Consider the following 22508-nt stretch of genomic DNA (forward strand, 5'->3'; position numbering starts at 1 on the left):
TTTGCTCGCGTCCACTGTGTGGTTCCCGGGTTGCGAACAGTCGCACCGGTTGAACCAGTTTCACTTACTTAACTGAAAAGTGTGCTTGTTCGCTAGAACCCGATAGGGTTTCGGTGGTCATAGCGTTAGGGAAACGCCCGGTTACATTCCGAACCCGGAAGCTAAGCCTTTCAGCGCCGATGGTACTGCAGGGGGGACCCTGTGGGAGAGTAGGACGCCGCCGAACAATCTTTCAGGACCCTTGGTCCCAGCGTTCATGCTGGGACCAAGGGTCCTTTTGTTTTTCCTTGTATTTGCCGAAGCGCGTCGGGATGCCGACTGCGCGAGAATGACTGCAGTACCCGAAGACAGGAGTCACGCCGATGTCCACCAACTCTCCCGACGATCGTCCGGAGCGCGAGCCGCGTCGTAGGGACGGTGGCGAGCGGGGCGGCTTCCGTGGCCCGCGTCGTGACGACAACCGTGGCGGCGGTGGCGGCGGCTTCCGTCGCGATGACAACCGCGGTGGTGACAACCGCGGTGGCGGCTCCGGCGGTGGCTTCCGTCGCGATGACCGCCGTGACGACAACCGTGGTGCCGGCGGCGGCGGTTTCCGCCGTGATGACAACCGTGGCGCCAGCGGTGGCGGTTTCCGTCGCGATGACCGCCGTGATGACAACCGTGGTGGCGGCGGTGGCGGTGGCTTCCGCCGTGACGACCGGCGTGACGACACCCGTGGTGGCGGTTTCCGTCGCGACGACCGTCCCCGTGACGACCGTCGCGATGACCGTCCCCCCTTCCGCCGTGACGACAACCGTGGCGGTGGCAGCGGCGGTGGGTTCCGTCGCGACGACAACCGCGGTGGCGGCAGCGGCGGTGGGTTCCGCCGTGACGACCGCCGCGACGACCGTCCGTCGTTCCGGCGCGACGACCGTCGTGACGACAACCGTGGCGGTGGCACCGGTGGCGGTTTCCGTCGCGACGACAACCGCGGTGGCGACCGTCCGTCGTTCCGTCGGGATGACCGTCGTGACGACAACCGTGGTGGCGGCTCCGGCGGTGGGTTCCGTCGCGATGACCGCCGTGACGACAACCGCGGTGGCGGCTCCGGCGGTGGGTTCCGTCGCGACGACCGCCGTGACGACACCCGTGGTGGCGGCTTCCGCCGTGACGACCGCCCGCGCGACGACCGCCGTGACGACCGTCCCTCGTTCCGGCGCGACGACCGTCGCGACGAGCGGCCGGCCTTCCGTCGGGACGACCGTCGTGACGACAACCGTGGTGGCGGCTCCGGCGGTGGGTTCCGTCGTGATGACCGCCGTGACGACACCCGCGGTGGCGGTTTCCGTCGCGACGACCGTCCCCGTGACGACCGCCGTGACGACCGTCCCTCGTTCCGTCGTGACGACCGTCGCGACGAGCGGCCGTCGTCGTTCCGTCGTGACGACCGTCCGCGTGAGGACCGTCCCCGTGACGACCGACCTTCCTTCCGTCGCGACGACCGGAGTGACGACCGCCCCCGTGGGCCCCGTCGTGACGACAGCCGCGGTGGTGGCTTCCGTCGCGACGACCGGCGTGACGACAGCCGGGGCGGGGGTGGGTACCGCGGGCGCGACGACCGGGGTGGCTACCGCGGTCGCGACGACCGTGACCGGGACCGCCCCGACCGCGCGCCCATCAAGCGGCTGCCGATCCCGGACGACGTCACCGGTGACGAGATCGACCAGGACGTGCGCCAGGAGCTCATGAGCCTGCCCAAGGGGCTCGCCGAGGACGTCGCTCGCAACCTCGTCATGGTCGCCAACCTGATCGACGAGGACCCCGAGCAGGCGTACGCGTACTCCCGTATCGCCCTGCGGCTCGCCTCCCGTGTCGCCGCCGTCCGCGAGGCGGCCGGCTTCGCCGCGTACGCCACGCAGAAGTACTCCGAGGCGCTGGCCGAGTTCCGTGCCGCGCGGCGGATGACCGGTGGTGTCGAGCTGTGGCCCGTGATGGCCGACTGCGAGCGCGGCATGGGCCGGCCCGAGCGGGCGCTCGCCATGGCCGGTGAGGCCGAGGTGCATAAGCTGGACAAGTCCGGGCAGGTCGAGATGCGTCTCGTCGCCGCCGGCGCCCGTCGCGACATGGGGCAGCTGGACGCCGCCATCGTGACCCTCCAGAGCCCCGAGCTGGCGTCCACCGCCGTCCACCCGTGGACCGCGCGTCTGCGGTACGCCTACGCCGACGCGCTGCTCGCGGCCGGGCGTGAGGCCGAGGCACGTGAGTGGTTCGCCAAGGCGCTCGAGTCCGACAAGGACGGGGCCACGGACGCCTCCGACCGCCTCGCCGAGCTGGACGGCGTCGAGTTCGTGGACGCCATCGACGACCTGGAAGCGTCCGAGGAGACCTTGGAGACCGAGACCGAGACCGAGGCCGCGGACGAGGCGGACCGGGCCGACCAGGACGACGTCGAGGACGACGAGGACGACGACCTGGACGACAGGGCGTAACTGAAGAAGAAGGGCGGCACCCCTGCCGGGGGTGCCGCCCTTTTCTGTGCGCTCAGTCCAGCGCCAGGCTTCTGAGGACCAGGCCCGTCGCCGGCTTCGGTCCGAAGGACGTCGACTTGCGGGGCATGGTGACGCCCTGCCGCGCAAGGTCCCGTACGACTTCCTCCCGTACGGGATGCATGAGCACCGCCGTACCGCGTCGGCGTTCCGCCTGCTCGACGGCGGCCTCGGTGTCGTGGATGTAGCTGATGTCCTCCGGGTCGTCCGGGAGGTGCCACAGGTGGTCGAGGAGCGTGGCGTGCAGGACCGTGGCGTCCAGGGTGCGCCACGCCTCGGGGCGGTCCGCGGGGACCGTGCGGGCGAGGAGCTCCGGGGAGGGGCGGTCCACGATGTGGAAGGTGCCGTCGCCGGCGAGGAGGAAGGCGTTGCCCTCGCGCGCGGCGGACGCCAGGGTCTCCATGGCCTCCGTCAGCGTGCCCTCGACGCGGCGGACGCGGAAGCCGTCGCCGAGGGCGGCGAGGGCGTCGGCGACGGGGAGGCGGTTGAGCAGCCGGTGGATGGCGCGGACCCTGAGGGGGTAGCGGGCGGTGTCGATGAGCAGCACCAGGCCGTAGTTCCACGGGCTGGGCTGGGCGTGCTCCTCGCGGAGACGGAGGTACGTCGCCCAGCGGTGGTGGCCGTCGGCGATCAGCGCCTGCTGCTCCGCGAGCCCGGCGGAGACCGCCGCGAGATCGGCGGGGTCCGTGACCGCCCAGAGGCGGTGGCTGAACCCGTCCTCCGTGGTGGTGGCGAGCAGCGGGTCGCGCCTGACGGTGCGTTCGATGACGTCGGCGGGGCCGTCGGCACCGCCCCGGTAGGTGAGAAGGAGCGGCTCCAGGTTGGCCGCGGTGGTCCGCATCAGCGCCGCGCGGTCCTCGACGACGTGCGGCATGACGTCCTCGTGGGGGAGCACGATGCCCTCGGCCGGGGTGGAGAGCTCCAGGGCGCCGATGATGCCCCGCTGGAGGATGTCGCCGCTGCTCTGCTCGTACACGTACAGAGCGGGCTCGGGATCCGGTGCGAGGACGCCGTCCGCGAGCCAGCGGTCGAGGGTGACGGCGGCCTTGCGGTGGCGGGTGCCCGCCGTGACGGCCTGCGGCAGGATCAGCCGGACGATGTTGTGGGGATCGGCGGACTCGAGGTGGTGCAGTCCGTCGGGCCGTACGACGACGTCGTACGGCGGCGAGGTCACGGCGGCCAGACTGCCGACCCGCTCCGGGACGTAGCGGAGTCCCCGGAACGGGACCAGGTGCAGACCGTCGTTGGCCGCAGGACCTCTGCTGTTCATTGAGCAATCGTAAGTGCGCGGTGGCAATGAGCGATGATCGGGGGAGTGCGACGGCTGAGACGTGAGGAGTGCACGGTCATGGGTGACGGCGGCCAGGACGGTCAGGGGTTGCGGCAGGGCTCGGAGCGGGGCTCGCAGACGGGTCCGCGGCGGGACAGGGACCGGCCCGGCGGCAGCGAGGGGGCGCTGAGCGAGACGTACGACACGGCCCTCCTCGACCTGGACGGTGTGGTGTACGCGGGCGGGGAGGCGATCGCGCACGCCGTCGAGGCGCTGGCGGCGGCCCGGGCCGGCGGGATGCACCTCGCGTACGTCACCAACAACGCGCTGCGGACCCCGGACGCTGTGGCCGCGCATCTGACCGAGCTGGGTGTGCCGGCCGAGGCGGGGGACGTCATCACCTCGGCGCAGGCGGTGGCGCGGCTGATCGCCGACGACGTGCCCGCGGGGTCGCCGGTGCTCGTGATCGGCGGGGAGGGCCTTCGGGTGGCGCTGAGGGAACGGGGCCTGGAACCGGTGGAGTCGGCGGACGTGACCGGTCTGGCAGCGGTGGTGCAGGGGTACGGCGGGCCGGAGATGCCGTGGTCGCGCTTCGCGGAGGCGGGTTACGCCGTGGCGCGGGGCGTGCCCTGGTACGCCTCGAACACGGACCTGACGATTCCGGGGGCGCGGGGGATCGGGCCGGGGAACGGGGCGGCGGTGGAGGTCGTACGGATCGCCACGGGCGGTGCCGTGGAGCCGAAGGTGGCGGGGAAGCCGCTGCCGCCGATGCACCGGGAGACCGTGTTGAGGACGGGGGCCGAACGGCCGCTGGTGGTCGGGGACCGGCTCGACACGGACATCGAGGGGGCGTTCAACGGGGGCGTGGACTCGCTGCTCGTGCTGACGGGGGTGACGGACGTGGCGCAGCTGCTCGCGGCGGTGCCGGAGCACCGGCCGACGTATGTGGACGCCGATCTGCGCGGGTTGCTGACCGGGCAGCCCCAAGTGGTCGGGGCGCACGGCGGGTTCGTCTGCGGCGGCTGGTCGGCCGAGGCGCGCGGTGGCGAACTCGTCCTGGACGGCGAGGGGCCCGTGATGGACGGGGTGCGGGCGCTGTGCGCGGCGGCCTGGACGGAGGCCGGGGCCGGGGCGTGCGGGCTGGACGCGGGGAAGGCGCTGGAGCGACTGGGGCTGTGAGGCCTCTCCCGCCGGGCAAGGGGCTGTGAGGCCCTTTCCCGCCGGGCGACGGGCTGTGCGGTCCTCTCCCGCTGGGCGAGGAGCTGTGAGGCCTCTCCGCCGGGCGCTGACCTGCGGGGAGGGGATCGAACAGGAATAGCAGGGTAGGCTAACCTAACTCCCGTGTTGGTCGAGAGTCCCTCCCGAGCGAGCGCGGATCCGACCGGCCCCGACCAGACGCCGACGCGCCGGCACTCCGTGCGCGCGGTCGGGTTGGTCGCGGCCGTCGGAGTCCTGCTGCTGGTCTGTGTCCTGAGCATCATGGTCGGCGCCAAACCGGTGCCGCTCGGTGATGTGTGGCACGGGCTGTTCCACAACACCGGTGTCGGAAACGACGTCATCATCCATGACGTCCGCGTCCCCCGGACCCTCCTCGGGCTGCTCGTCGGCGTCGCGCTCGGCCTCTCCGGTGCGGTGATGCAGGGCCTCACGCGCAACCCGCTCGCCGAACCCGGCCTGCTCGGTGTCAACGCCGGGGCCGCGGCCGCCGTCGTCTCCGCGATCGCGTTCCTGGGGATCACGGACGTCGGCGACTACATCTGGTTCGCGTTCGCGGGCGCGGCCGTCGTCTCCGTCGTGGTGTACGTCCTCGGCGGCAGCCGCAGCTCCACCCCCGTACGCCTCGCGCTCGCCGGAACCGCCGCCACCGCCGCGCTGTACGGGTACGTCAACGCCGTGCAGCTGCTGAACTCCGCCGCCCTCGACCGGCTCCGCTTCTGGACCGTCGGCTCGCTCGCCTCCGCCGACATGGACACCGTGCGCCGCGTCGCGCCGTTCATCCTCGCCGGCGTCGTGCTCGCCCTCCTGATCTCCCGGCCGCTCAACGCCATGGAGATGGGCGACGACACCGCCCGCGCGCTCGGCGCCGACCTCAACCGCACCCGGATCACCGCCATGGCGGCCGTCACGCTGATGTGCGGAGCCGCGACCGCCGCCTGCGGGCCGATCGTGTTCCTCGGCCTGATGGTCCCGTATCTCGTACGCGCCATCACCGGCCCCGACATGCGCTGGATCCTCCCGTACGCCGCCGTCCTCTCGCCCGTCCTGCTCCTGGGCTCCGACGTGATCGGCCGGCTCGTCGCCCGCCCCGCGGAGCTCCAGGTCGGCATCGTCACCGCGCTCGTCGGCGGACCCGTCTTCATTCGCCTCGTCCGCCGCAAGAGGATGGCCCAGCTGTGACCACCAAGACGCTACGGACCGGCGGCGGACTCTCCCTGCGCTACGCGCCCCGCGCCGCCCTCTCCCTGGTCGCGCTGCTCGTGGTCACCCTCGCCGTGGCCGTCGTCCTCATCGGCAGCGGGGACTTCCCCGTGCCCCCCGGCGACGTGGTCGCCACCCTCCTCGGCGACGGGACTCCCGTCCAGGAGTTCGCGGTCATGGAGCTGCGGCTGCCGCGCGTCCTCGTCGCCGTCTTCGTCGGCGCGGCGCTCGGCGTCGGCGGGGCCGTCTTCCAGTCCATCTCCCGCAACCCGCTCGGCAGCCCCGACGTCATCGGCTTCGGCCAGGGCGCCACGGTGGGCGCGCTGGGCGTCATCGTGCTCTTCCAGGGCAGCGCCATGGCCGCCGCGGGCGGCGCCGTCGTCGGAGCGCTGGTCACCGGTACCGCGATCTACCTCCTGGCCTGGAAGCGCGGGATCCACGGCTACCGGCTCGTCCTCGTCGGCATCGGCGCGGCCGCGATGCTCACCGCCGTCATCCACTACCTCATCACCAAGGCCGACCTCGTCGACGCCACCCGCGCCACGGTCTGGATGACCGGCTCGCTCGACGGGCGCGACTGGGCCCAGTTCTGGCCGCTGTTCGCCGTCAGCTGCGTCCTGATCCCGCTGGTCCTGGGGCACGGCCGGGCGCTGCGGATGCTGGAGATGGGCGACGACTCCGCGTACGCCCTCGGGGTACGGGTCGAGCGGACCCGCATCGTGCTGATGGGCTCCGCCGTCCTGCTCGTCGCCGTGGCCACCGCCGCGGCCGGCCCCATCGTCTTCGTCTCCCTCAGCGCCCCGCAGCTCGCCCGCCGGCTGACCCGCGCCCCCGGGCCCAACCTCGCCGCCTCCGCCCTCATGGGCTCCGTGCTGCTGCTCGTCGCCGACTGGACCGCGACCCACGCCTTCGGCGAGCGGCAGCTGCCCGTGGGTGTCGTCACCGGGGTGCTCGGCGGCTGCTATCTGCTGTGGCTGCTCGTCACCGAACGCAAGGCGGGACGGATATGACGGATTCGAACGAGAAGAACATCAGGAGCACCACCATGGACCGTCGGACCCAGCGGCTCAGCGCGGAGTCGGTCACCCTCGCCTACGACCAGCGGGTCATCGCCCGCGACCTGTCCGTCGAGATCCCCGACAACTCGTTCACGGTGATCGTCGGGCCCAACGCCTGCGGCAAGTCGACCCTGCTGCGCGCCCTGTCCCGGATGCTCAAGCCCTCGGAGGGCCGTGTGCTCCTCGACGGGCAGAGCATCCACGCCATGCCGGCCAAGAAGGTCGCCAGGACCCTCGGTCTGCTGCCCCAGTCCTCCATCGCCCCCGACGGCATCACCGTCGCCGACCTGGTGGCCCGCGGGCGCTACCCGCACCAGGGGCTGCTGCGCCAGTGGTCGCCCGAGGACGAGCGGATCGTCCAGGAGTCGATGGCCGCGACCGGTGTCGCGGAGCTGGCCGAGCGGTACGTCGACGAGCTGTCCGGCGGCCAGCGCCAGCGGGTGTGGATCGCGATGGCGCTCGCCCAGCAGACCCCGCTGCTGCTCCTCGACGAGCCGACGACCTTCCTGGACATCCAGCACCAGATCGACGTACTCGACCTCTGCGCCGAGCTGCACGAGAACCAGGGCCGCACGCTCGTCGCCGTCCTCCACGACCTCAACCACGCGGCCCGGTACGCCACGCACCTCATCGCCTGCCGCGACGGCGAGGTCGTCGCCGAGGGGCCGCCGGCCGAGGTCGTGACGGCCGAGCTGGTCGAGCGGGTCTTCGGGCTCCGCTGCCAGGTCATCGAGGACCCGGAGACGGGAACGCCGCTGGTGGTGCCGGCGGGGCGCAGGGCCCGGGCGGGCGATCGCGCCGCCCGGGCGTCCACGCCGGCCCTACAGAAGTGAGCGCAGCTTCAGCAGGTCGCGGAAGCCGGCCTCCAGCCTGACCCGGCCGGAGGCCCAGGCCTTCGCGAAGTTCAGATCGCCGTTGACCATCGCCACGAGGTCGTCGCCCGTCATCGCCAGGCGGATCTGCGCCTTGGCGGGCGGCGGGCCCGGCACCGTGTCCTGGACCTCGATCCGGCCGCCCGCGAGGTGGCCGGTGAACGTCGTGTCCAGGTCCGTGATGTGGCAGCTCAGGGTGCGGTCGAGCGCCGCGGCGCTGCGTACCTCGCCGTCCGCGCGCGTGAGATTGTCCGAAAGTCTGTCGAGTGCGCTGCGGCACTCCTCGATCGTGGCCATCGTGACCGACCGTACCTCAGGGCTTCGCGATAGCGTCGGGGCATGAGCGACGTGACGGATGCTGCGCCGGAACCGGACGAGGAGCAGGCCACGGCCCCGGACGTGGAGACGGCACCGGGTGAGGAGGGGGCCTTCGAGCCCGCCGCGCCCGCGCCCCTGGGCGTGGAGCGGCTCCCCACCGGCCGTCCCGCCGTGGACGCCCTCCTGGAGCGGCTCGGCGACGCCGACAGCCTCGCGGCGGACGGACACCTGGAGGTGTACGAGGATGTACACCGTGGGCTGCGCGCCGAGCTGACCTCGCTCGATGCCGTCCGCCCAGGGCCGGCCCCCGGCCCGTGAACGGTCCCGTCCGCGTCTCCGTACAACCAGTCGTACAACCAGTCGTAAGAACCCCGTCGTAAGAACCCGTCGCACAACCTCAGGAGCTGAACCGAACGTGGCAGGAGTGGCACGCCGCCGTCTGGACGCCGAGCTGGTACGCCGCAAGCTCGCCCGCTCGCGCGAGCACGCCAGCCAGCTGATCGCCGCCGGGCGGGTGACCGTCGGCAAGACGGTCGCGACCAAGCCCGCCACCCAGGTCGAGACGGCCGCGGCCATCGTCGTCTCCCAGGACGACGCCGACCCCGACTACGTCTCGCGCGGCGGCCACAAGCTGGCCGGCGCCTTCGCCGCCTTCGTACCGCAGGGGCTGAAGGTCGAGGGCCGGCGTGCGCTGGACGCGGGCGCGTCGACCGGGGGGTTCACGGACGTCCTGCTTCGGGCGGGCGCCGCGCACGTCGTCGCCGTCGACGTCGGCTACGGGCAGCTCGCGTGGTCGCTGCAGAGCGACGAGCGGGTCACCGTGAAGGACCGGACGAACGTACGCGAGTTGACGCTCGAAGCGATCGACGGGACCCCTGCCGACCTGGTCGTCGGCGACCTCTCCTTCATCCCGCTCGGGCTCGTGCTGCCCGCCCTCGCGCGCTGCACCGCCCCCGACGCGGACCTCGTGCTCATGGTCAAGCCGCAGTTCGAGGTGGGCAAGGAACGCCTCGGCACCGGTGGCGTCGTCCGCAGCCCCGAGCTCCGGGCCGACACCGTACGGAACGTGGCGCGGCAGGCGGCCGAGCTCGGGCTCGGGGTGCTGGGTGTGACGGCGAGCCCGCTGCCGGGGCCCTCCGGCAACGTCGAGTACTTTCTGTGGCTGCGGGCGGGAGCGCCCGCTCTGGATCCGGCGGATGTCGACCGCGCCGTGGCGGAGGGACCTCGTTGAGCTCAACGACCGCACCATCTCCTGCTCGTACCGTCTTCCTGCTCGCGCACACCGGCAGGCCGGCCGCCGTGCGCAGCGCCGAACTCGTCGTACTCGGACTCCTGCGCAGCGGGATCGGCGTCCGTGTCCTGGAGGCGGAGGCGGCCGACCTGCCGCTGCCCCCGTCCGTGGAGACCGTGCCGGAAGCCTGTACCGACGCGCTGGAGGGCTGTGAGCTGCTCGTCGTCCTCGGCGGCGACGGCACGCTGCTGCGCGGCTCGGAGTTCTCACGGGCGTCCGGCGTGCCGATGCTGGGCGTCAACCTGGGACGCGTCGGCTTCCTCGCGGAGGCCGAGCGCGACGACCTCGACAAGGTCGTCGACCGGGTCGTCACGCGCGCGTACGAGGTCGAGGAGCGGATGACCCTCGACGTCGTCGTGTACGAGAACGGCGACGTACTGCACCGGGACTGGGCGCTGAACGAGGCGGCCGTGCAGAAGGTCTCCCCGGAACGGATGCTGGAGGTCGTGATCGCGATCGACGGCCGGCCGGTCACCGGATTCGGCTGCGACGGAGTGATCTGCGCGACTCCGACGGGCTCGACGGCGTACGCCTTCTCGGCCGGCGGGCCGGTGATCTGGCCCGAGGTCGAGGCGCTGCTCATGGTTCCGATCGGGGCGCACGCACTGTTCGCCAAGCCGCTCGTGACGACGCCCGAGTCGGTGCTCACGGTCGAGGTCGAACCCCACACACCGAACGGCGTGCTGTGGTGCGACGGCCGCAGGACGGTCGAACTCCCCGCCGGGGCGCGGGTCGAGGTCCGCCGGGGCGCGGTGCCGGTACGGCTCGCCCGGCTGCACCACGCCTCGTTCACCGACCGGCTGGTGGCGAAGTTCGCCCTCCCGGTGTCGGGGTGGCGCGGAGCGCCCCACTAGGGAGTCTCGCCGCCGGCCCGCGCCTGCCCACCCCCACGGGTGACAGCCGCGGTCCCGACCTGCGGATTCGCCCCGTTCCGGCAGGGCCCGTCGCACGGGGGGTGCTCGACCTCGTAAGGTCTTCCCCGTGTTGGAGGAGATGCGGATACGGTCGCTCGGGGTCATCGACGACGCTGTTGTCGAGCTGTCGCCCGGTTTCACCGCGGTGACCGGCGAGACCGGCGCCGGCAAGACCATGGTCGTGACCAGCCTGGGGCTGCTGCTCGGCGGGCGCGCCGACCCCGCCCTGGTGCGGATCGGCGCGGGCTCGGCCGTGGTCGAGGGGCGGATCACCCTGCCCGACGGCTCGGGCGTCGCCCTACGCGCCGAGGAGGCGGGCGCCGAGCTGGACGACGGCGCTCTGCTCGTCAGCCGGACGATCTCCGCGGAGGGGCGCTCGCGCGCCCATCTCGGCGGACGCTCCGTGCCCGTCGGCCTGCTGGCCGAGCTCGCGGACGAACTCGTCGCCGTGCACGGCCAGACCGACCAGCAGGGGCTGCTCAAGCCGGCCCGGCAGCGTGGTGCGCTCGACCGGTACGCGGGCGAGGCCGTCGCCGTACCGCTCGCCGCGTACGCGGAGGCGTACCGGCGGCTGCGGGCCGTCGTCGCCGAGCTGGACGAGATCACCACCCGGGCGCGGGAGCGGGCCCAGGAGGCCGATCTGCTGCGCTTCGGACTCGGTGAGATCGAGGCCGTCGAACCGCTCGCCGGGGAGGACGTCGAGCTCGGCGCGGAGGCGGAGCGGCTCGGGCACGCCGAGGCCCTCGCCTCGGCCGCCGCGCTCGCGCACGCCGCACTGGCCGGCCAGCCCGAGGACCCGGAGGCCGTCGACGCGACGACCCTCGTCGCCGGGGCGGGCCGCGCGCTGGAAGCCGTACGGTCGCACGATCCGGCGCTCGCCGCGCTCGCCGACCGGATGGGCGAGATCTCGATCCTGCTCGCCGACGTGGCGGGGGAACTCGCCGGATACGCCGACAACCTGGACGCCGACCCGCGCCGCCTCGCGGCCGTCGAGGAGCGGCGCGCGGCGCTGACCCAGCTCACCCGGAAGTACGGCGAGGACGTCGCCGGCGTCCTGGCGTGGGCGCAGGAGAGCGCGGCCCGGCTCACGGAGCTGGAGGGCGACGACGACCGCATCGGCGACCTGACCGCCGAGCGGGACGCGCTGCGGGCCGAACTGTCCGTCCTCGCGCAGGCGCTCACCGACGCCCGTACGGAGGCGGCGGCGCGGTTCGCCGACGCGGTCACCGCCGAACTGGCCTCGCTCGCCATGCCCCACGCGCGCGTGTCCTTCGACATCCGGCAGACCGAGGATCCGGAGGGCGTCGAGGTCGGCGGGCGCCGGGTCGCGTACACGTCGTGCGGCGCCGACGAGGTCGAGCTGCTGCTCGCACCGCACCCGGGCGCGCCCGCGCGGCCGATCGCGAAGGGCGCGTCCGGGGGTGAGCTGTCCCGGGTGATGCTGGCGGTCGAGGTCGTCTTCGCGGGTACGGACCCGGTGCCGACCTACCTCTTCGACGAGGTCGACGCGGGCGTCGGCGGCAAGGCGGCGGTGGAGATCGGCCGCCGGCTCGCGAAGCTCGCCAGGACGGCGCAGGTCGTGGTCGTCACCCACCTTCCGCAGGTCGCGGCCTTCGCCGACCGGCAGCTGCTGGTGGAGAAGACCAACGACGGATCGGTGACACGCTCCGGCGTGACCGTCCTGGAGGGCGAGGACCGGGTCCGCGAGCTGTCGCGGATGCTGGCGGGCCAGGAGGACTCGGAGACCGCACGGGCCCACGCGGAGGAACTCCTGGCGACGGCCCGCGCGGACGGCTGACGGGCGCCGCGCCCTCATGACGACCCGCCGCCCTCCGACGCGGCCCGTCCGCCTAGGGTGGCCGCATGGTCGGGAAGCTGGGCAGGGTGGGCGCGTTCGCGGTGGGCGCGGGGGTCAGCAGGGCGGTGTACGTGGCGCTGCGCCGTCGCGGTGACACGCGCGGGCGGCGTGAGAACCACGCCGGACGGAGCGTCGATCTGTACGCCGGTCCCGCCACCGCCCTCGGCGCCGCCGTGGGGGCGGCGACCGCGGCGACACGGGGGTCTCGCCGCTCGGAGGCAGTGGGAGGGCCCGCGGCCCTCGCCGTTCTCGCCGCCGGTGCCTGTGGGGCGTACGACGACTGGAAGGGCGACCACCGCCGGGGTTTCCGGGCGCATCTCGGGGCCCTGCGCGAGGGGGAGGTCACCAGCGGGGCCGTGAAGCTCGCCGGGATCGGCGCCGCCGGACTCGTGGCCGGGGCCCTGCTCAAGGAACGGCCTCTCGACAAGGTCCTGGCGGGCGTCGTGATCGCGGGCACCGCGCACCTCGTCAACCTCGTGGACGTCGCTCCGGGACGCGCCGCGTTGACCGTGCTCGCGATCGGCGCACCCGGACTGCTGCGCGGGGCGATCGCCGCCGCGCCGATGGGCGCCGCGGCCGCCGTCCTCGTCGACGACCTCGGTGAGCGGACCATGCTCGGCGACACCGGCGCGCACGCGCTCGGCGCCGCCGTCGGGAGTGCCATCGCCGCCGGGAGCGGGCGGTTCGGACTCGCCGTCCACGCGGCCGGACTCATCGCCGCGGCGGCGTACGGGGACCGGGTCAGCACCCTCGCGCGCTCACCCATGTGAGTGATAGCGCGTGACGAGTTGGGGCCCCGGACACGGCGACGAAGCCGCTTCGGTGCCGGAACGTGCGTACGGGCTGGCATCCTTGGGCGCGTGACACAGCTCCGTACGGTCCAAGTGCTGGGCGGCGGCAGCGCGGGCAGCAGCGCTCACGTCCGATCACTTGCCTCGGGGCTCGTGGCGAGGGGCGTGCGGGTGACCGTGTGCGCCCCGGCCGAACTCGACCGCGCCTACGACTTCATCGGCGCCGGCGCGCACTTCGTGCCCGTCCCGCGCCGCAACGACCCCGCGACGGTCGCCCAGCTCCGCAACGCCTGCATCGGCGCGGACGTGGTGCACGCGCACGGCCTGCACGCCTCGGTACGCGCCACGCTCGCGCTGTCCGGCGGGGTACGGGGGCCGTCGCTCGTGACGACCTGGCACACCCGCAGCCACGTGGACGGGGCGCGGGGAGGGCTCCTGCGGCTGCTCGAACGGAGGACGGCGCGGGCGTCGACCGTCGTCCTCGGGACGTCGTCGGAGCTGGTCGACCGGGCCCGGCGGCGCGGGGCGCGGGACGCACGGCTCGCGCCGGTGACCATTCCCGCGTCACGGGCGCCGGTCTGCCTGCACGACGGGAAGGCGCGGGCGGAACTGGGCGCGGTGGACCGGCCGTTGCTGATGGCGGTCGGCGCGCTGGTGCCCGAGCGGGGGTACGGGCTGCTGCTGGACGCGGCGCGCGAGTGGCGCGACATGGACCCGCAACCGCTGCTGGTGATCGCGGGGGAGGGCCGGGAACGGGCGGCGCTCCAGAGGCGGATCGAGGCGGAGGGGCTCGCGGTCCGGCTGATCGGCCGCCGGGAGGACGTGGCCGAGCTGCTGGCGGCGGCGGACGTCGCGGTCCTCCCCTCGCGCTGGGAGGCGCGCGCCCTGCTGGCGCAGGAGGCCCTGCGGCTCGGTGTCCCGCTGGTCGCGACGGCGGTGGGTGGCGTGCCCGAACTGGTCGGGGACGCGGCGGAGTTGGTGCCGTGGGGGGACGCGCAGGCGCTGGCGGCGGCCGTGCGGGGGCTGCTGGAGGACGCCCACCGGCGGATGGACCTGGCGGCCGCGGGGCGGGTCCAGGCGAGGAGCTGGCCGACCGAGGACGAGACGATCGCGCACGTCCTGAGCGTGTACGACGAGCTGTCGGGCCGCCCCTGAGACGAGCTGTCGGGCCGCTCCTGAGGCGGGGCCTACAAACGGCCCCGCGTCCGGTGCGTCCCGTCTCCCCTTACGTCGTGTGCCGTCGCGCCCGGAGCGCCAGGGAGAGGGCCAGGACGGTCTGCGGGTCGTCCAGGTCCGTGCCGAGCAGCTCGGAGATGCGGGCCAGGCGGTTGTAGAGCGTCTGGCGGTTGAGGTGGAGTTCGCGGGCCGTCTCCGCCTTGCGGCCCGCGTGGGCCAGGTACGTCTCCAGGGTGGGGAGCAGCGGCGGGCGGGCCGTGCGGTCGTGGTCCCGCAGGGGGCCGATCGCACGGTCCACGAAGGCCGCGAGGTCCGGGTGGTCGCGCAGCCGCCAGAGCAGGAGGTCGATGTCGAGGCGGCGCGCGTCGTACCAGGGGCGGTCGGAGAGGCCCTGCGCGGCCGTCGCCGTCTCGCCCGCGTGCCGCAGGGACGCCGACGCCGCGGCCCAGCCGCCCGCGACGCCCACCACGACCACCGGCGGGTGGCCGCCGCCCCTTTCGAGCCCCGCGCGCTCCACACCCGCCCGCAGCGCCGCGGCGACCCGGTCCGCCACCGCCGTACGCTCCGACTCCGAGCGCAGGCCCAGCAGGAGCGGGACACGGCCCTCCACCGGTCGGACGCCCAGCAGGACCGGGACGCCCACCGACGACAGCTCCTCCAGGACCGCCCGCGCCAGCAGCGCCCAGTTGCCCGAAGGGGAGAGTTCGGAGGCCAGGCGCATGACGACGGGCAACAGCGGGCCGTCCCCCGGGCGGAAGCCCAGCACCCGCGCCTGCGCCGGCGCGTCCTCCGGCGTGATCCGCCCCTCGGCCAGGTCCGTCAGGAAGTCGCCCCGGCCCCGCGCCGCCAGCTCCTCCTCCTGGCGGGCCTGCATCAGCACGACGGCCAGGATGCCCGCCGCCCGCTCCGCCGCCATCCGGTGCACCGGGGAGAGCGGGCCGGAGACCGCGAGCAGCACGAGACGGGCGCGGACCGACCCCGTACCCGGCCCGCCCCCGGGCACGTCCACGAGCACGGCGCCGGTCGGCGGCCCCGACTCCCGTGCCGCCCGCTGGCCCCGCAGTCCGTCCCACACCTGGAGCGGGTCCGCCGGACCCGATTCCGTACCGGCCGCGTAGAGCAGCTGTCCGTCCGCCGTCTCCAGGAAGACCGGGTTCGCCGTGAAGTCGGCGAGGATCCGCAGCACCTGCGGCACCCCGCCCCCGCCGAGCAGCGCCTCCGTGCACTGCCGGTGGACCTCCTCCGCCTGTCGCAGCAGCGCGTAGTGGCCGTTCACGATCTCGGTGTGGATCTCCTCCGTGACCGCGACGAACGGCACCTCCCGGTGGAGCTGCACCAGCGGCAGCGACGCCGAACGCGCCGTCTCCACGATCGTCGCCGGAAGTCGCGAGAACCGCGGCCCCAGCTCCACCACCAGCGCCGCGATGCCCCGGTCCGCGAGCCGGCGCACGAAGGCGCGCTGCTCGGCCGGGCGGGTGCCGAGCCCCAGCCCCGTCGTGAGCAGCAGCTCGCCGCCCTTGAGCAGCGACGCGATGTTCGGGACCTCGCCCGCGTGCACCCAGCGCACGGTGCGGTTCAGCCGGTCCGCGCCGGCCACCACCTCCGGGAGGCCGCTGCGGAGCCCGGGCAGCTCCAGCGCCCGCTGCACGGTGATCCCGCCCTGACTGTCCATGGAGCCGGACGCTACCTCCGTACCTGTTCCGGCAACATCACCCGATGGTCACGGGACCCGACAGTCCGTCCGTCCCGTCGACAACTTGTCGTCCCGTCGGGCCAATTGCGCGACCGCCTGTCGACTGTGACCTGCGTCACCCCTGGGGGAGCGGGTCGGCCGGTGCGATGTTGTGGTTGAGGTGGAAGACGTTGTCGGGGTCGTACACGGCCTTGACGGCGGCGAGCCGGCGGTAGTTCTCGGCGCCGAAGCCCGAGACGATCCGCTCGTCGCCCTCGGAGCCGATGAAGTTCAGGTACACGGCCCCCGTCGACCACGGCTGCACCTCGGAGCGGACGTCCCGGACCCACTGGACGGTACGGGCGTCGTCCGCCGGGTCCGTCCAGGTGGCGAAGGGATGCACGGCCCAGGGCGAGGAGCGCCACGGGATCGGGTGGTCGGCGGGCCCGTCCGCCACCGCACCGCCCATCAGGAACAGCACGTTCTGGGTGCCCGTGGGCATCGGGATCCGCGCGCCACCGGAGCAGAAGGCGTCCACGGCCTCGTCCGGGAGACCGGTCAGGTACTCCGCCGACCAGTAGTTCCGCAGCCCCGGCGGATCGTCGATCATGCACTGGAGATCGGCGTACGCGATGTTCGTGACGACCTCCATCGCGCGGTCCCTCGCGAACAGGGGCGCCGCCAGCTCGCGGAGCTCGGTGACCGGGCCCGCGTAGGTGAACAGCGCGCCGCAGACCAGCTCGCCGACGAGGTGCTCGGGTACGAACGGCTCGGGCGGCGCGGGGAAGTAGATGATCCCGCCGCCCACCTCGTCCGGGGCGGACTCGCCCACGTCACGGAAGGCGCGCACCACCTCGGGGGCTTCCTCCGGCAGGTAGAAGAGCATGGCGATGCTCATCTCCGGAAGCTCGTGCAGCCGCAGGGTGAGCGAGGTCGCCACGCCGAAGTTGCCGCCGCCGCCGTGCAGCGCCCAGAACAGCTCCGGGTTCTCGTCCTCGTCCGTGTGCACGTGCTTGCCCTCGGCGGTGATCAGGTCGGCGGCGAGGAGGTTGTCGCAGGCGAGCCCGAACTTCCGCTCCAGCCAGCCCGATCCGCCGCCCAGCGTGAAGCCGCCCACCCCCGTCGTGGACACCCGGCCACCGGTCGTCGCCAGACGGAACGGCTGGGTCGCGTGGTCCAGATGACTCATGGTCGCCCCGCCCTCGACCCGCACCGTCAGGTGCTCGGGGTCGGCGACGACCGCGTGCATCCGCCGCAGGTCGATCACGAGCCCGTCGTCGACGACGGAGGCCCCGGCGACGCTGTGCCCGCCGCCGCGCACGGCGATGGGCAGCTCGGTCTCCCGGCCGAAGAGGACGGCGTTGGAGACGTCGTCCGCGGTCTCGCACTGGGCGATGACCGTCGGACGACGGTCGATCATGCCGTTGTGGATCTTCCGGGCCTCGTCGTAACCGGGGTCGCCGGGCACGTACACCTCGCCGGCCAGATCCTCACGGAGTCCGGCGAGGGCGCTGTCCGGAACGTTGGTGCGGGGAGCCATGGGATGCCCCCCTTTCCGAGGGGGGACAGGTCCCTTTCAGCCTATTCCGGGGCGCTCTTTCCCGCGCCCCAACCGCCCGTACGCCCGCCTCAACCGCCCGTACGCCCGCCTCAACCGCCGTACGCGCCGCTCGCGGTCAGCCGCAGCGCCGTGTCGATCAGCGGAACGTGGCTGAAGGCCTGCGGGAAGTTCCCCACCTGGCGCTGCAGCCGCGAGTCCCACTCCTCCGCGAGGAGTCCGAGGTCGTTACGGAGCGCCAGCAGCCGCTCGAAGAGCTTGCGGGCCTCGTCCACCCGCCCGATCATCGCCAGGTCGTCGGCGAGCCAGAACGAGCACGCCAGGAAGGCGCCCTCGTCGCCCTCCAGGCCGTCCACGCCGGCGTCCTCGCCCGCGGTCGGGTAGCGCAGCACGAAGCCGTCCTCGGTGGACAGCTCCCGCTGGATCGCCTCGATCGTGCCGATGACCCGCTTGTCGTCCGGCGGCAGGAAGCCCATCTGCGGAATCAGCAGCAGCGAGGCGTCCAGCTCCTTGGAGCCGTACGACTGCGTGAACGTGTTCCGCTCCTTGTCGTAGCCCTTCTCGCAGACGTCCCGGTGGATCTCGTCGCGCAGCTCGCGCCAGCGCTCCAGCGGGCCGTCGGCGTCCCCGGACTCGATGAGCTTGATGGTGCGGTCGACCGCCACCCAGGCCATCACCTTGGAGTGCACGAAGTGGCGACGCGGCCCGCGCACCTCCCAGATGCCCTCGTCCGGCTCGTTCCAGTGGGTCTCCAGGTAGCGGATCAGCTTGAGCTGGAGCAGCGAGGCGTAGTCGTTGCGGGAGAGCCCCGTCATGTGCGCCAGGTGCAGGGCCTCGGTGACCTCGCCGTACACGTCCAGCTGGAGCTGGTTGGCCGCCCCGTTGCCGACCCGGACCGGGCCGGAGTTCTCGTACCCCGGCAGCCAGTCGAGCTCGGCCTCGCCCAGCTCACGCTCGCCCGCGATCCCGTACATGATCTGCAGGTTCTCCGGGTCGCCCGCGACCGCCCGGAGCAGCCAGTCCCGCCAGGCGCGGGCCTCTTCGCGGTAGCCGGTGCGCAGCATCGACGACAGGGTGATCGCCGCGTCGCGCAGCCAGGTGTAGCGGTAGTCCCAGTTCCGTACGCCCCCGATCTCCTCCGGCAGGGAGGTGGTCGGCGCGGCGACGATCCCGCCCGTCGGGGCGTAGGTCAGCGCCTTCAGCGTGATCAGCGAGCGGACCACGGCCTCCCGGTAGGGGCCGTGGTACGTGCAGTGCTCCACCCACTCCCGCCAGAAGTCCTCGGTCGCCTCCAGCGAGCCCTCGGGGTCCGGCAGGGCGGGCGCCTCCTTGTGCGAGGGCTGCCAGCTGATGGTGAAGGTGACCCGGTCGCCGGGCGTGACGGTGAAGTCCGAGTACGTCGTGAGGTCCTTGCCGTGCGTCTCGGCGTCCATGTCCAGCCACACCGAGTCGGGGCCCGCGACGGCGACCGTGCGGTCCCCGACCTTGTGCACCCACGGCACCACCCGTCCGTAGCTGAACCGCATCCGAAGCGCGGAGTGCATCGGGACCCGGCCCGAGATGCCCTCCACGATCCGGATCAGCTGCGGCGCGCCGTCGCGCGGCGGCATGAAATCGGTCACCCGGACCGTGCCGCGCGGGGTGTCCCACTCGGACTCCAGGATGAGCGAGTCGCCGCGGTACCGGCGGCGGTCGGCGGGCGCCGGGGGAGCGCCGTTGGGGCCGGCGGGGCCGACCCGCCAGAATCCGTGTTCCTCCGTGCCGAGGAGACCCGCGAAGACGGCATGCGAGTCGAAGCGGGGCAGGCAGAGCCAGTCGACACTGCCGTCCCGGCAGACCAGGGCGGCGGTCTGCATGTCTCCGATGAGTGCGTAATCCTCGATGCGCCCGGCCACGTGCTCTCTCCAGATCGAACGGCCACGTCCGCCCCGCAGGGCGCTTGCTACAGGTCAGCGGTCAGGTCGGCGGTCAACTGATCGTTGACGCTCGGCGGCGAGTGTCCGAGCAGGATACGACGCATCTCGTTGCGTTCTCGTCACGTCGTTGCTCCGATCGGATGAGCAGGGCTTGACGCCGCGAGAACCCCCGGCGCCGAGTCGTGCACCCGGCGGGCGCGTCGCCATCCGTGTGCACTCGACTGCCCCGTGTGGCCGGAAGCAGTCTCCCGATGTCGCTGATACCCTGGTACCCCGTGGACCGGTGGGAAACGGCGACAGCCGAGCCCCCGCAACCGCAGCGACGGCACCCCCCGATTCTTCCGGAGGGGACGCCGGAACGCACCTCCAGAACGCGACCACGGGAGCCCCCTCTTGGCGATGCCGCCCAAAACCACGACGACCAAGCACATCTTCGTCACCGGGGGTGTCGCCTCCTCCCTCGGCAAGGGCCTGACCGCCTCCAGCCTGGGTGCGCTCCTCAAGGCGCGGGGCCTGCGGGTCACGATGCAGAAGCTCGACCCGTACCTGAACGTCGACCCCGGCACGATGAACCCCTTCCAGCACGGCGAGGTGTTCGTCACCAACGACGGCGCCGAGACCGACCTGGACATCGGTCACTACGAGCGGTTCCTCGACGTCGACCTCGACGGCTCGGCCAACGTCACCACCGGCCAGGTCTACTCGCAGGTCATCGCCAAGGAGCGGCGCGGCGAGTACCTCGGCGACACCGTCCAGGTCATCCCGCACATCACCAACGAGATCAAGTCCCGGATCCGCCGCATGGCGACCGACGACGTCGACGTGGTCATCACCGAGGTCGGCGGCACGGTCGGCGACATCGAGTCGCTGCCGTTCCTGGAGACCGTCCGCCAGGTCCGCCACGAGGTCGGCCGCGACAACGTCTTCGTCGTGCACATCTCGCTGCTGCCCTACATCGGCCCCTCCGGCGAGCTGAAGACCAAGCCGACCCAGCACTCCGTCGCCGCCCTGCGGAACATCGGCATCCAGCCCGACGCCATCGTGCTGCGCGCCGACCGCGACGTCCCCACCGCCATCAAGCGCAAGATCTCGCTGATGTGCGACGTGGACGAGGCCGCCGTGGTCGCCGCCATCGACGCCAAGTCGATCTACGACATCCCGAAGGTCCTGCACACCGAGGGCCTGGACGCCTACGTCGTGCGCAAGCTCGACCTGCCCTTCCGCGACGTGGACTGGTCCACCTGGGACGACCTGCTCGACCGCGTCCACAACCCGGAGCACGAGGTCACCGTCGCGCTCGTCGGCAAGTACATCGACCTGCCCGACGCGTACCTCTCGATCACCGAGGCCATGCGGGCCGGCGGCTTCGCCAACAAGGCGCGCGTCAAGGTCAAGTGGGTCACTTCCGACGACTGCAAGACCGCGGCCGGGGCGCAGAAGCAGCTCGGCGACGTCGACGCGATCCTGATCCCCGGCGGCTTCGGCGACCGCGGTGTCAACGGCAAGATCGGCGCGATCCAGTACGCCCGTGAGAACAAGGTGCCGCTGCTCGGCATCTGCCTCGGCCTGCAGTGCATCGTGATCGAGGCCGCGCGGAACCTGGCCGACATCCCGGACGCCAACTCCACCGAGTTCGACGCCGCGACCGCCCACCCGGTCATCTCGACCATGGAGGAGCAGCTCGCGTACGTCGAGGGCGCCGGCGACCTGGGCGGAACGATGCGCCTGGGCCTCTACCCGGCGAAGCTCGCCGAGGGCTCGATCGTCCGCGAGGTGTACGGCGACGAGCCGTACGTGGACGAGCGCCACCGCCACCGCTACGAGGTGAACAACGCCTACCGCGCGGAGCTGGAGAAGAAGGCCGGTCTGATCTTCTCGGGCACGTCCCCGGACAACAAGCTCGTCGAGTACGTCGAGTACCCGCGCGAGGTGCACCCCTACCTGGTCGCGACCCAGGCCCACCCGGAGCTGCGCTCGCGTCCGACGCGTCCGCACCCGCTCTTCGCGGGTCTGGTCAAGGCGGCCGTGGAGCGGCAGCAGGAAGCGCGCAAGACGGGCAAGTAGTACGAGGAGTTAACGTTGCCGGGGTACAGGTCCTTCCGGGACCGGTACCCCGGCTTTCGCGTGTGGCTCGTGTGGGAGGACGCAGATGGAGTTGCAGGACACCCCTGAGGAGTGGCGGATCGTCGCGACGACGACCCCCTTCCAGGGAAACAAGACGAGTGTCCGCACGGACGACGTGGTCATGCCCGACGGCACGGTCGCGCGCCGCGACTACCAGGTCCACCCCGGCTCGGTGGCCGTCGTCGCCCTCGACGACCGGGACCGGGTGCTGCTGCTGAAGCAGTACCGGCACCCCGTGCGGCAGAAGCTCTGGGAGATCCCGGCCGGTCTCCTCGACGTGCCGGGGGAGAACCCGCTGCACGCCGCGGAGCGGGAGCTGTACGAGGAGGCGCACGTCAAGGCGGAGGACTGGCGGGTCCTGGTGGACGTGTACACGACGCCCGGCGGCTGCGACGAGGCGGTCCGCGTCTTCCTGGCACGGGACCTGTCGGAGGCTCAGGGCGAACGCTTCGACGTCGCCGACGAGGAGGCCGACATGGAGCTGGCCCGGGTTCCGCTCGCGGACGTGGTCCGGGGGGCGCTCGCCGGCGAGCTCCACAACAACTGCCTGGTCGTGGGGGTGCTTTCGCTGGCGGCGGCCCGCGCGGGCGACGGACTCGACGCGCTGCGCCCGGCGGACGCGCCCTGGCCGGCCCGCCCCTTCGAGGCGTAGGGGCCACGCGCCGTGTGGGCAATCGTCCCGCCCAGCGGAACGAATGCCCACAACGGTGTACGTGCGGTCTGAACATCTGCTGATCCGATCGGGGG

19 protein-coding genes and 1 rRNA gene are annotated in these 22508 nt (G+C 72.8%); 15 read left to right on the forward strand and 5 right to left on the reverse strand.

Features of this window, described 5'->3' with window-relative positions:
* Window positions 1-109 precede the first annotated feature (109 nt).
* The 3 genes from rrf to M5362_RS29705 all read left to right on the forward strand — a co-directional run bounded on the left by rrf (window position 110) and on the right by M5362_RS29705 (window position 2468).
* A 5S ribosomal RNA gene (gene rrf, locus M5362_RS29695) occupies window positions 110-226 on the forward strand.
* Between the two features lie 212 nt (window positions 227-438).
* Window positions 439-1728, forward strand: a complete 1290-nt coding sequence (locus tag M5362_RS29700) for a hypothetical protein (protein WP_260230906.1) — start codon at window positions 439-441, stop codon at window positions 1726-1728.
* On the forward strand, window positions 1710-2468 hold the full coding sequence (locus tag M5362_RS29705; RefSeq protein ID WP_260230907.1) for a tetratricopeptide repeat protein: 759 nt from the start codon (window positions 1710-1712) through the stop codon (window positions 2466-2468). Before M5362_RS29700 ends, M5362_RS29705 begins: the two co-directional genes overlap by 19 nt.
* Before the next feature lie 52 nt (window positions 2469-2520).
* On the opposite strand, the gene M5362_RS29710 is transcribed toward M5362_RS29705, so the two are convergent.
* On the reverse strand, window positions 2521-3795 hold the full coding sequence (locus tag M5362_RS29710; RefSeq protein WP_260230908.1) for a DUF1015 domain-containing protein: 1275 nt from the start codon (window positions 3793-3795) through the stop codon (window positions 2521-2523).
* Window positions 3796-3873: 78 nt separating this feature from the next.
* Between M5362_RS29710 and M5362_RS29715 the strand changes: the two genes are divergently transcribed.
* The 4 genes from M5362_RS29715 to M5362_RS29730 all read left to right on the forward strand — a co-directional run bounded on the left by M5362_RS29715 (window position 3874) and on the right by M5362_RS29730 (window position 8104).
* Window positions 3874-4974 (forward strand): HAD hydrolase-like protein, encoded by a 1101-nt coding sequence (locus M5362_RS29715; protein WP_260231027.1) that lies wholly within the window; start codon window positions 3874-3876, stop codon window positions 4972-4974.
* 162 nt (window positions 4975-5136) lie between these two features.
* The gene (locus M5362_RS29720) at window positions 5137-6192 is read left to right on the forward strand and encodes an iron chelate uptake ABC transporter family permease subunit (protein WP_374214549.1); all 1056 of its coding nucleotides are present in this window, start codon (window positions 5137-5139) and stop codon (window positions 6190-6192) included.
* On the forward strand, window positions 6189-7223 hold the full coding sequence (locus M5362_RS29725; RefSeq protein WP_260230909.1) for an iron chelate uptake ABC transporter family permease subunit: 1035 nt from the start codon (window positions 6189-6191) through the stop codon (window positions 7221-7223). Before M5362_RS29720 ends, M5362_RS29725 begins: the two co-directional genes overlap by 4 nt.
* A complete protein-coding gene (locus M5362_RS29730) occupies window positions 7220-8104 on the forward strand; it encodes an ABC transporter ATP-binding protein (RefSeq protein WP_260230910.1) in 885 nt (294 codons plus the stop codon). Before M5362_RS29725 ends, M5362_RS29730 begins: the two co-directional genes overlap by 4 nt.
* Here the strand turns inward: M5362_RS29730 and M5362_RS29735 are convergent.
* Window positions 8093-8440, reverse strand: coding sequence for an SCP2 sterol-binding domain-containing protein (locus M5362_RS29735; protein ID WP_260230911.1), 348 nt, complete (start codon window positions 8438-8440; stop codon window positions 8093-8095). The two genes, M5362_RS29730 and M5362_RS29735, sit on opposite strands and share 12 nt — an antisense overlap.
* A 51-nt stretch (window positions 8441-8491) precedes the next feature.
* Here M5362_RS29735 and M5362_RS29740 point away from each other — a divergent pair, with 51 nt between their 5' ends.
* The 6 genes from M5362_RS29740 (at window position 8492) to M5362_RS29765 (ending at window position 14470) form a co-directional block, all read left to right on the forward strand.
* Window positions 8492-8779: a hypothetical protein gene (locus M5362_RS29740; protein ID WP_374214551.1), complete on the forward strand. Its 288-nt coding sequence runs from the start codon at window positions 8492-8494 to the stop codon at window positions 8777-8779.
* Window positions 8780-8876: 97 nt separating this feature from the next.
* A complete protein-coding gene (locus tag M5362_RS29745; RefSeq protein ID WP_260230913.1) occupies window positions 8877-9692 on the forward strand; it encodes a TlyA family RNA methyltransferase in 816 nt (271 codons plus the stop codon).
* A complete protein-coding gene (locus M5362_RS29750) occupies window positions 9689-10606 on the forward strand; it encodes an NAD kinase (protein WP_260230914.1) in 918 nt (305 codons plus the stop codon). The genes M5362_RS29745 and M5362_RS29750 overlap by 4 nt, the downstream gene beginning before the upstream one ends.
* Before the next feature lie 139 nt (window positions 10607-10745).
* Window positions 10746-12464, forward strand: a complete 1719-nt coding sequence (recN, locus tag M5362_RS29755; RefSeq protein WP_260231029.1) for a DNA repair protein RecN — start codon at window positions 10746-10748, stop codon at window positions 12462-12464.
* Window positions 12465-12529: 65 nt separating this feature from the next.
* Window positions 12530-13294, forward strand: coding sequence for a hypothetical protein (locus tag M5362_RS29760; RefSeq protein ID WP_260230915.1), 765 nt, complete (start codon window positions 12530-12532; stop codon window positions 13292-13294).
* A 90-nt stretch (window positions 13295-13384) separates the two neighbouring features.
* Complete coding sequence (locus M5362_RS29765; protein ID WP_260230916.1) at window positions 13385-14470, forward strand: glycosyltransferase family 4 protein; 1086 nt, start codon at window positions 13385-13387, stop codon at window positions 14468-14470.
* Between the two features lie 70 nt (window positions 14471-14540).
* Here the strand turns inward: M5362_RS29765 and M5362_RS29770 are convergent, their stop codons facing one another.
* From M5362_RS29770 to M5362_RS29780, 3 genes are all read right to left on the reverse strand, one after another.
* Window positions 14541-16163 carry a PucR family transcriptional regulator gene (locus M5362_RS29770; RefSeq protein ID WP_260230917.1) on the reverse strand — a complete coding sequence of 541 codons (1623 nt, stop codon included), beginning with the start codon at window positions 16161-16163 and terminating at the stop codon, window positions 14541-14543.
* Between the two features lie 136 nt (window positions 16164-16299).
* Entirely contained in the window at window positions 16300-17703 is a 1404-nt protein-coding gene (locus M5362_RS29775) for an FAD-binding oxidoreductase (RefSeq protein WP_260230918.1), read from the reverse strand.
* A gap of 110 nt (window positions 17704-17813) precedes the next feature.
* The gene (locus M5362_RS29780; RefSeq protein ID WP_260230919.1) at window positions 17814-19616 is read right to left on the reverse strand and encodes a glycoside hydrolase family 15 protein; all 1803 of its coding nucleotides are present in this window, start codon (window positions 19614-19616) and stop codon (window positions 17814-17816) included.
* 420 nt (window positions 19617-20036) lie between these two features.
* Between M5362_RS29780 and M5362_RS29785 the strand changes: the two genes are divergently transcribed.
* Together M5362_RS29785 and M5362_RS29790 are read left to right on the forward strand one after the other, a co-directional pair.
* Window positions 20037-21701 (forward strand): CTP synthase, encoded by a 1665-nt coding sequence (locus tag M5362_RS29785; protein WP_260230920.1) that lies wholly within the window; start codon window positions 20037-20039, stop codon window positions 21699-21701.
* Between the two features lie 85 nt (window positions 21702-21786).
* Window positions 21787-22413, forward strand: coding sequence for an NUDIX hydrolase (locus tag M5362_RS29790; protein WP_260230921.1), 627 nt, complete (start codon window positions 21787-21789; stop codon window positions 22411-22413).
* Window positions 22414-22508: the final 95 nt, after the last annotated feature.

Source organism: Streptomyces sp. Je 1-79 (genome assembly GCF_025195125.1).
Taxonomy (GTDB): domain Bacteria; phylum Actinomycetota; class Actinomycetes; order Streptomycetales; family Streptomycetaceae; genus Streptomyces.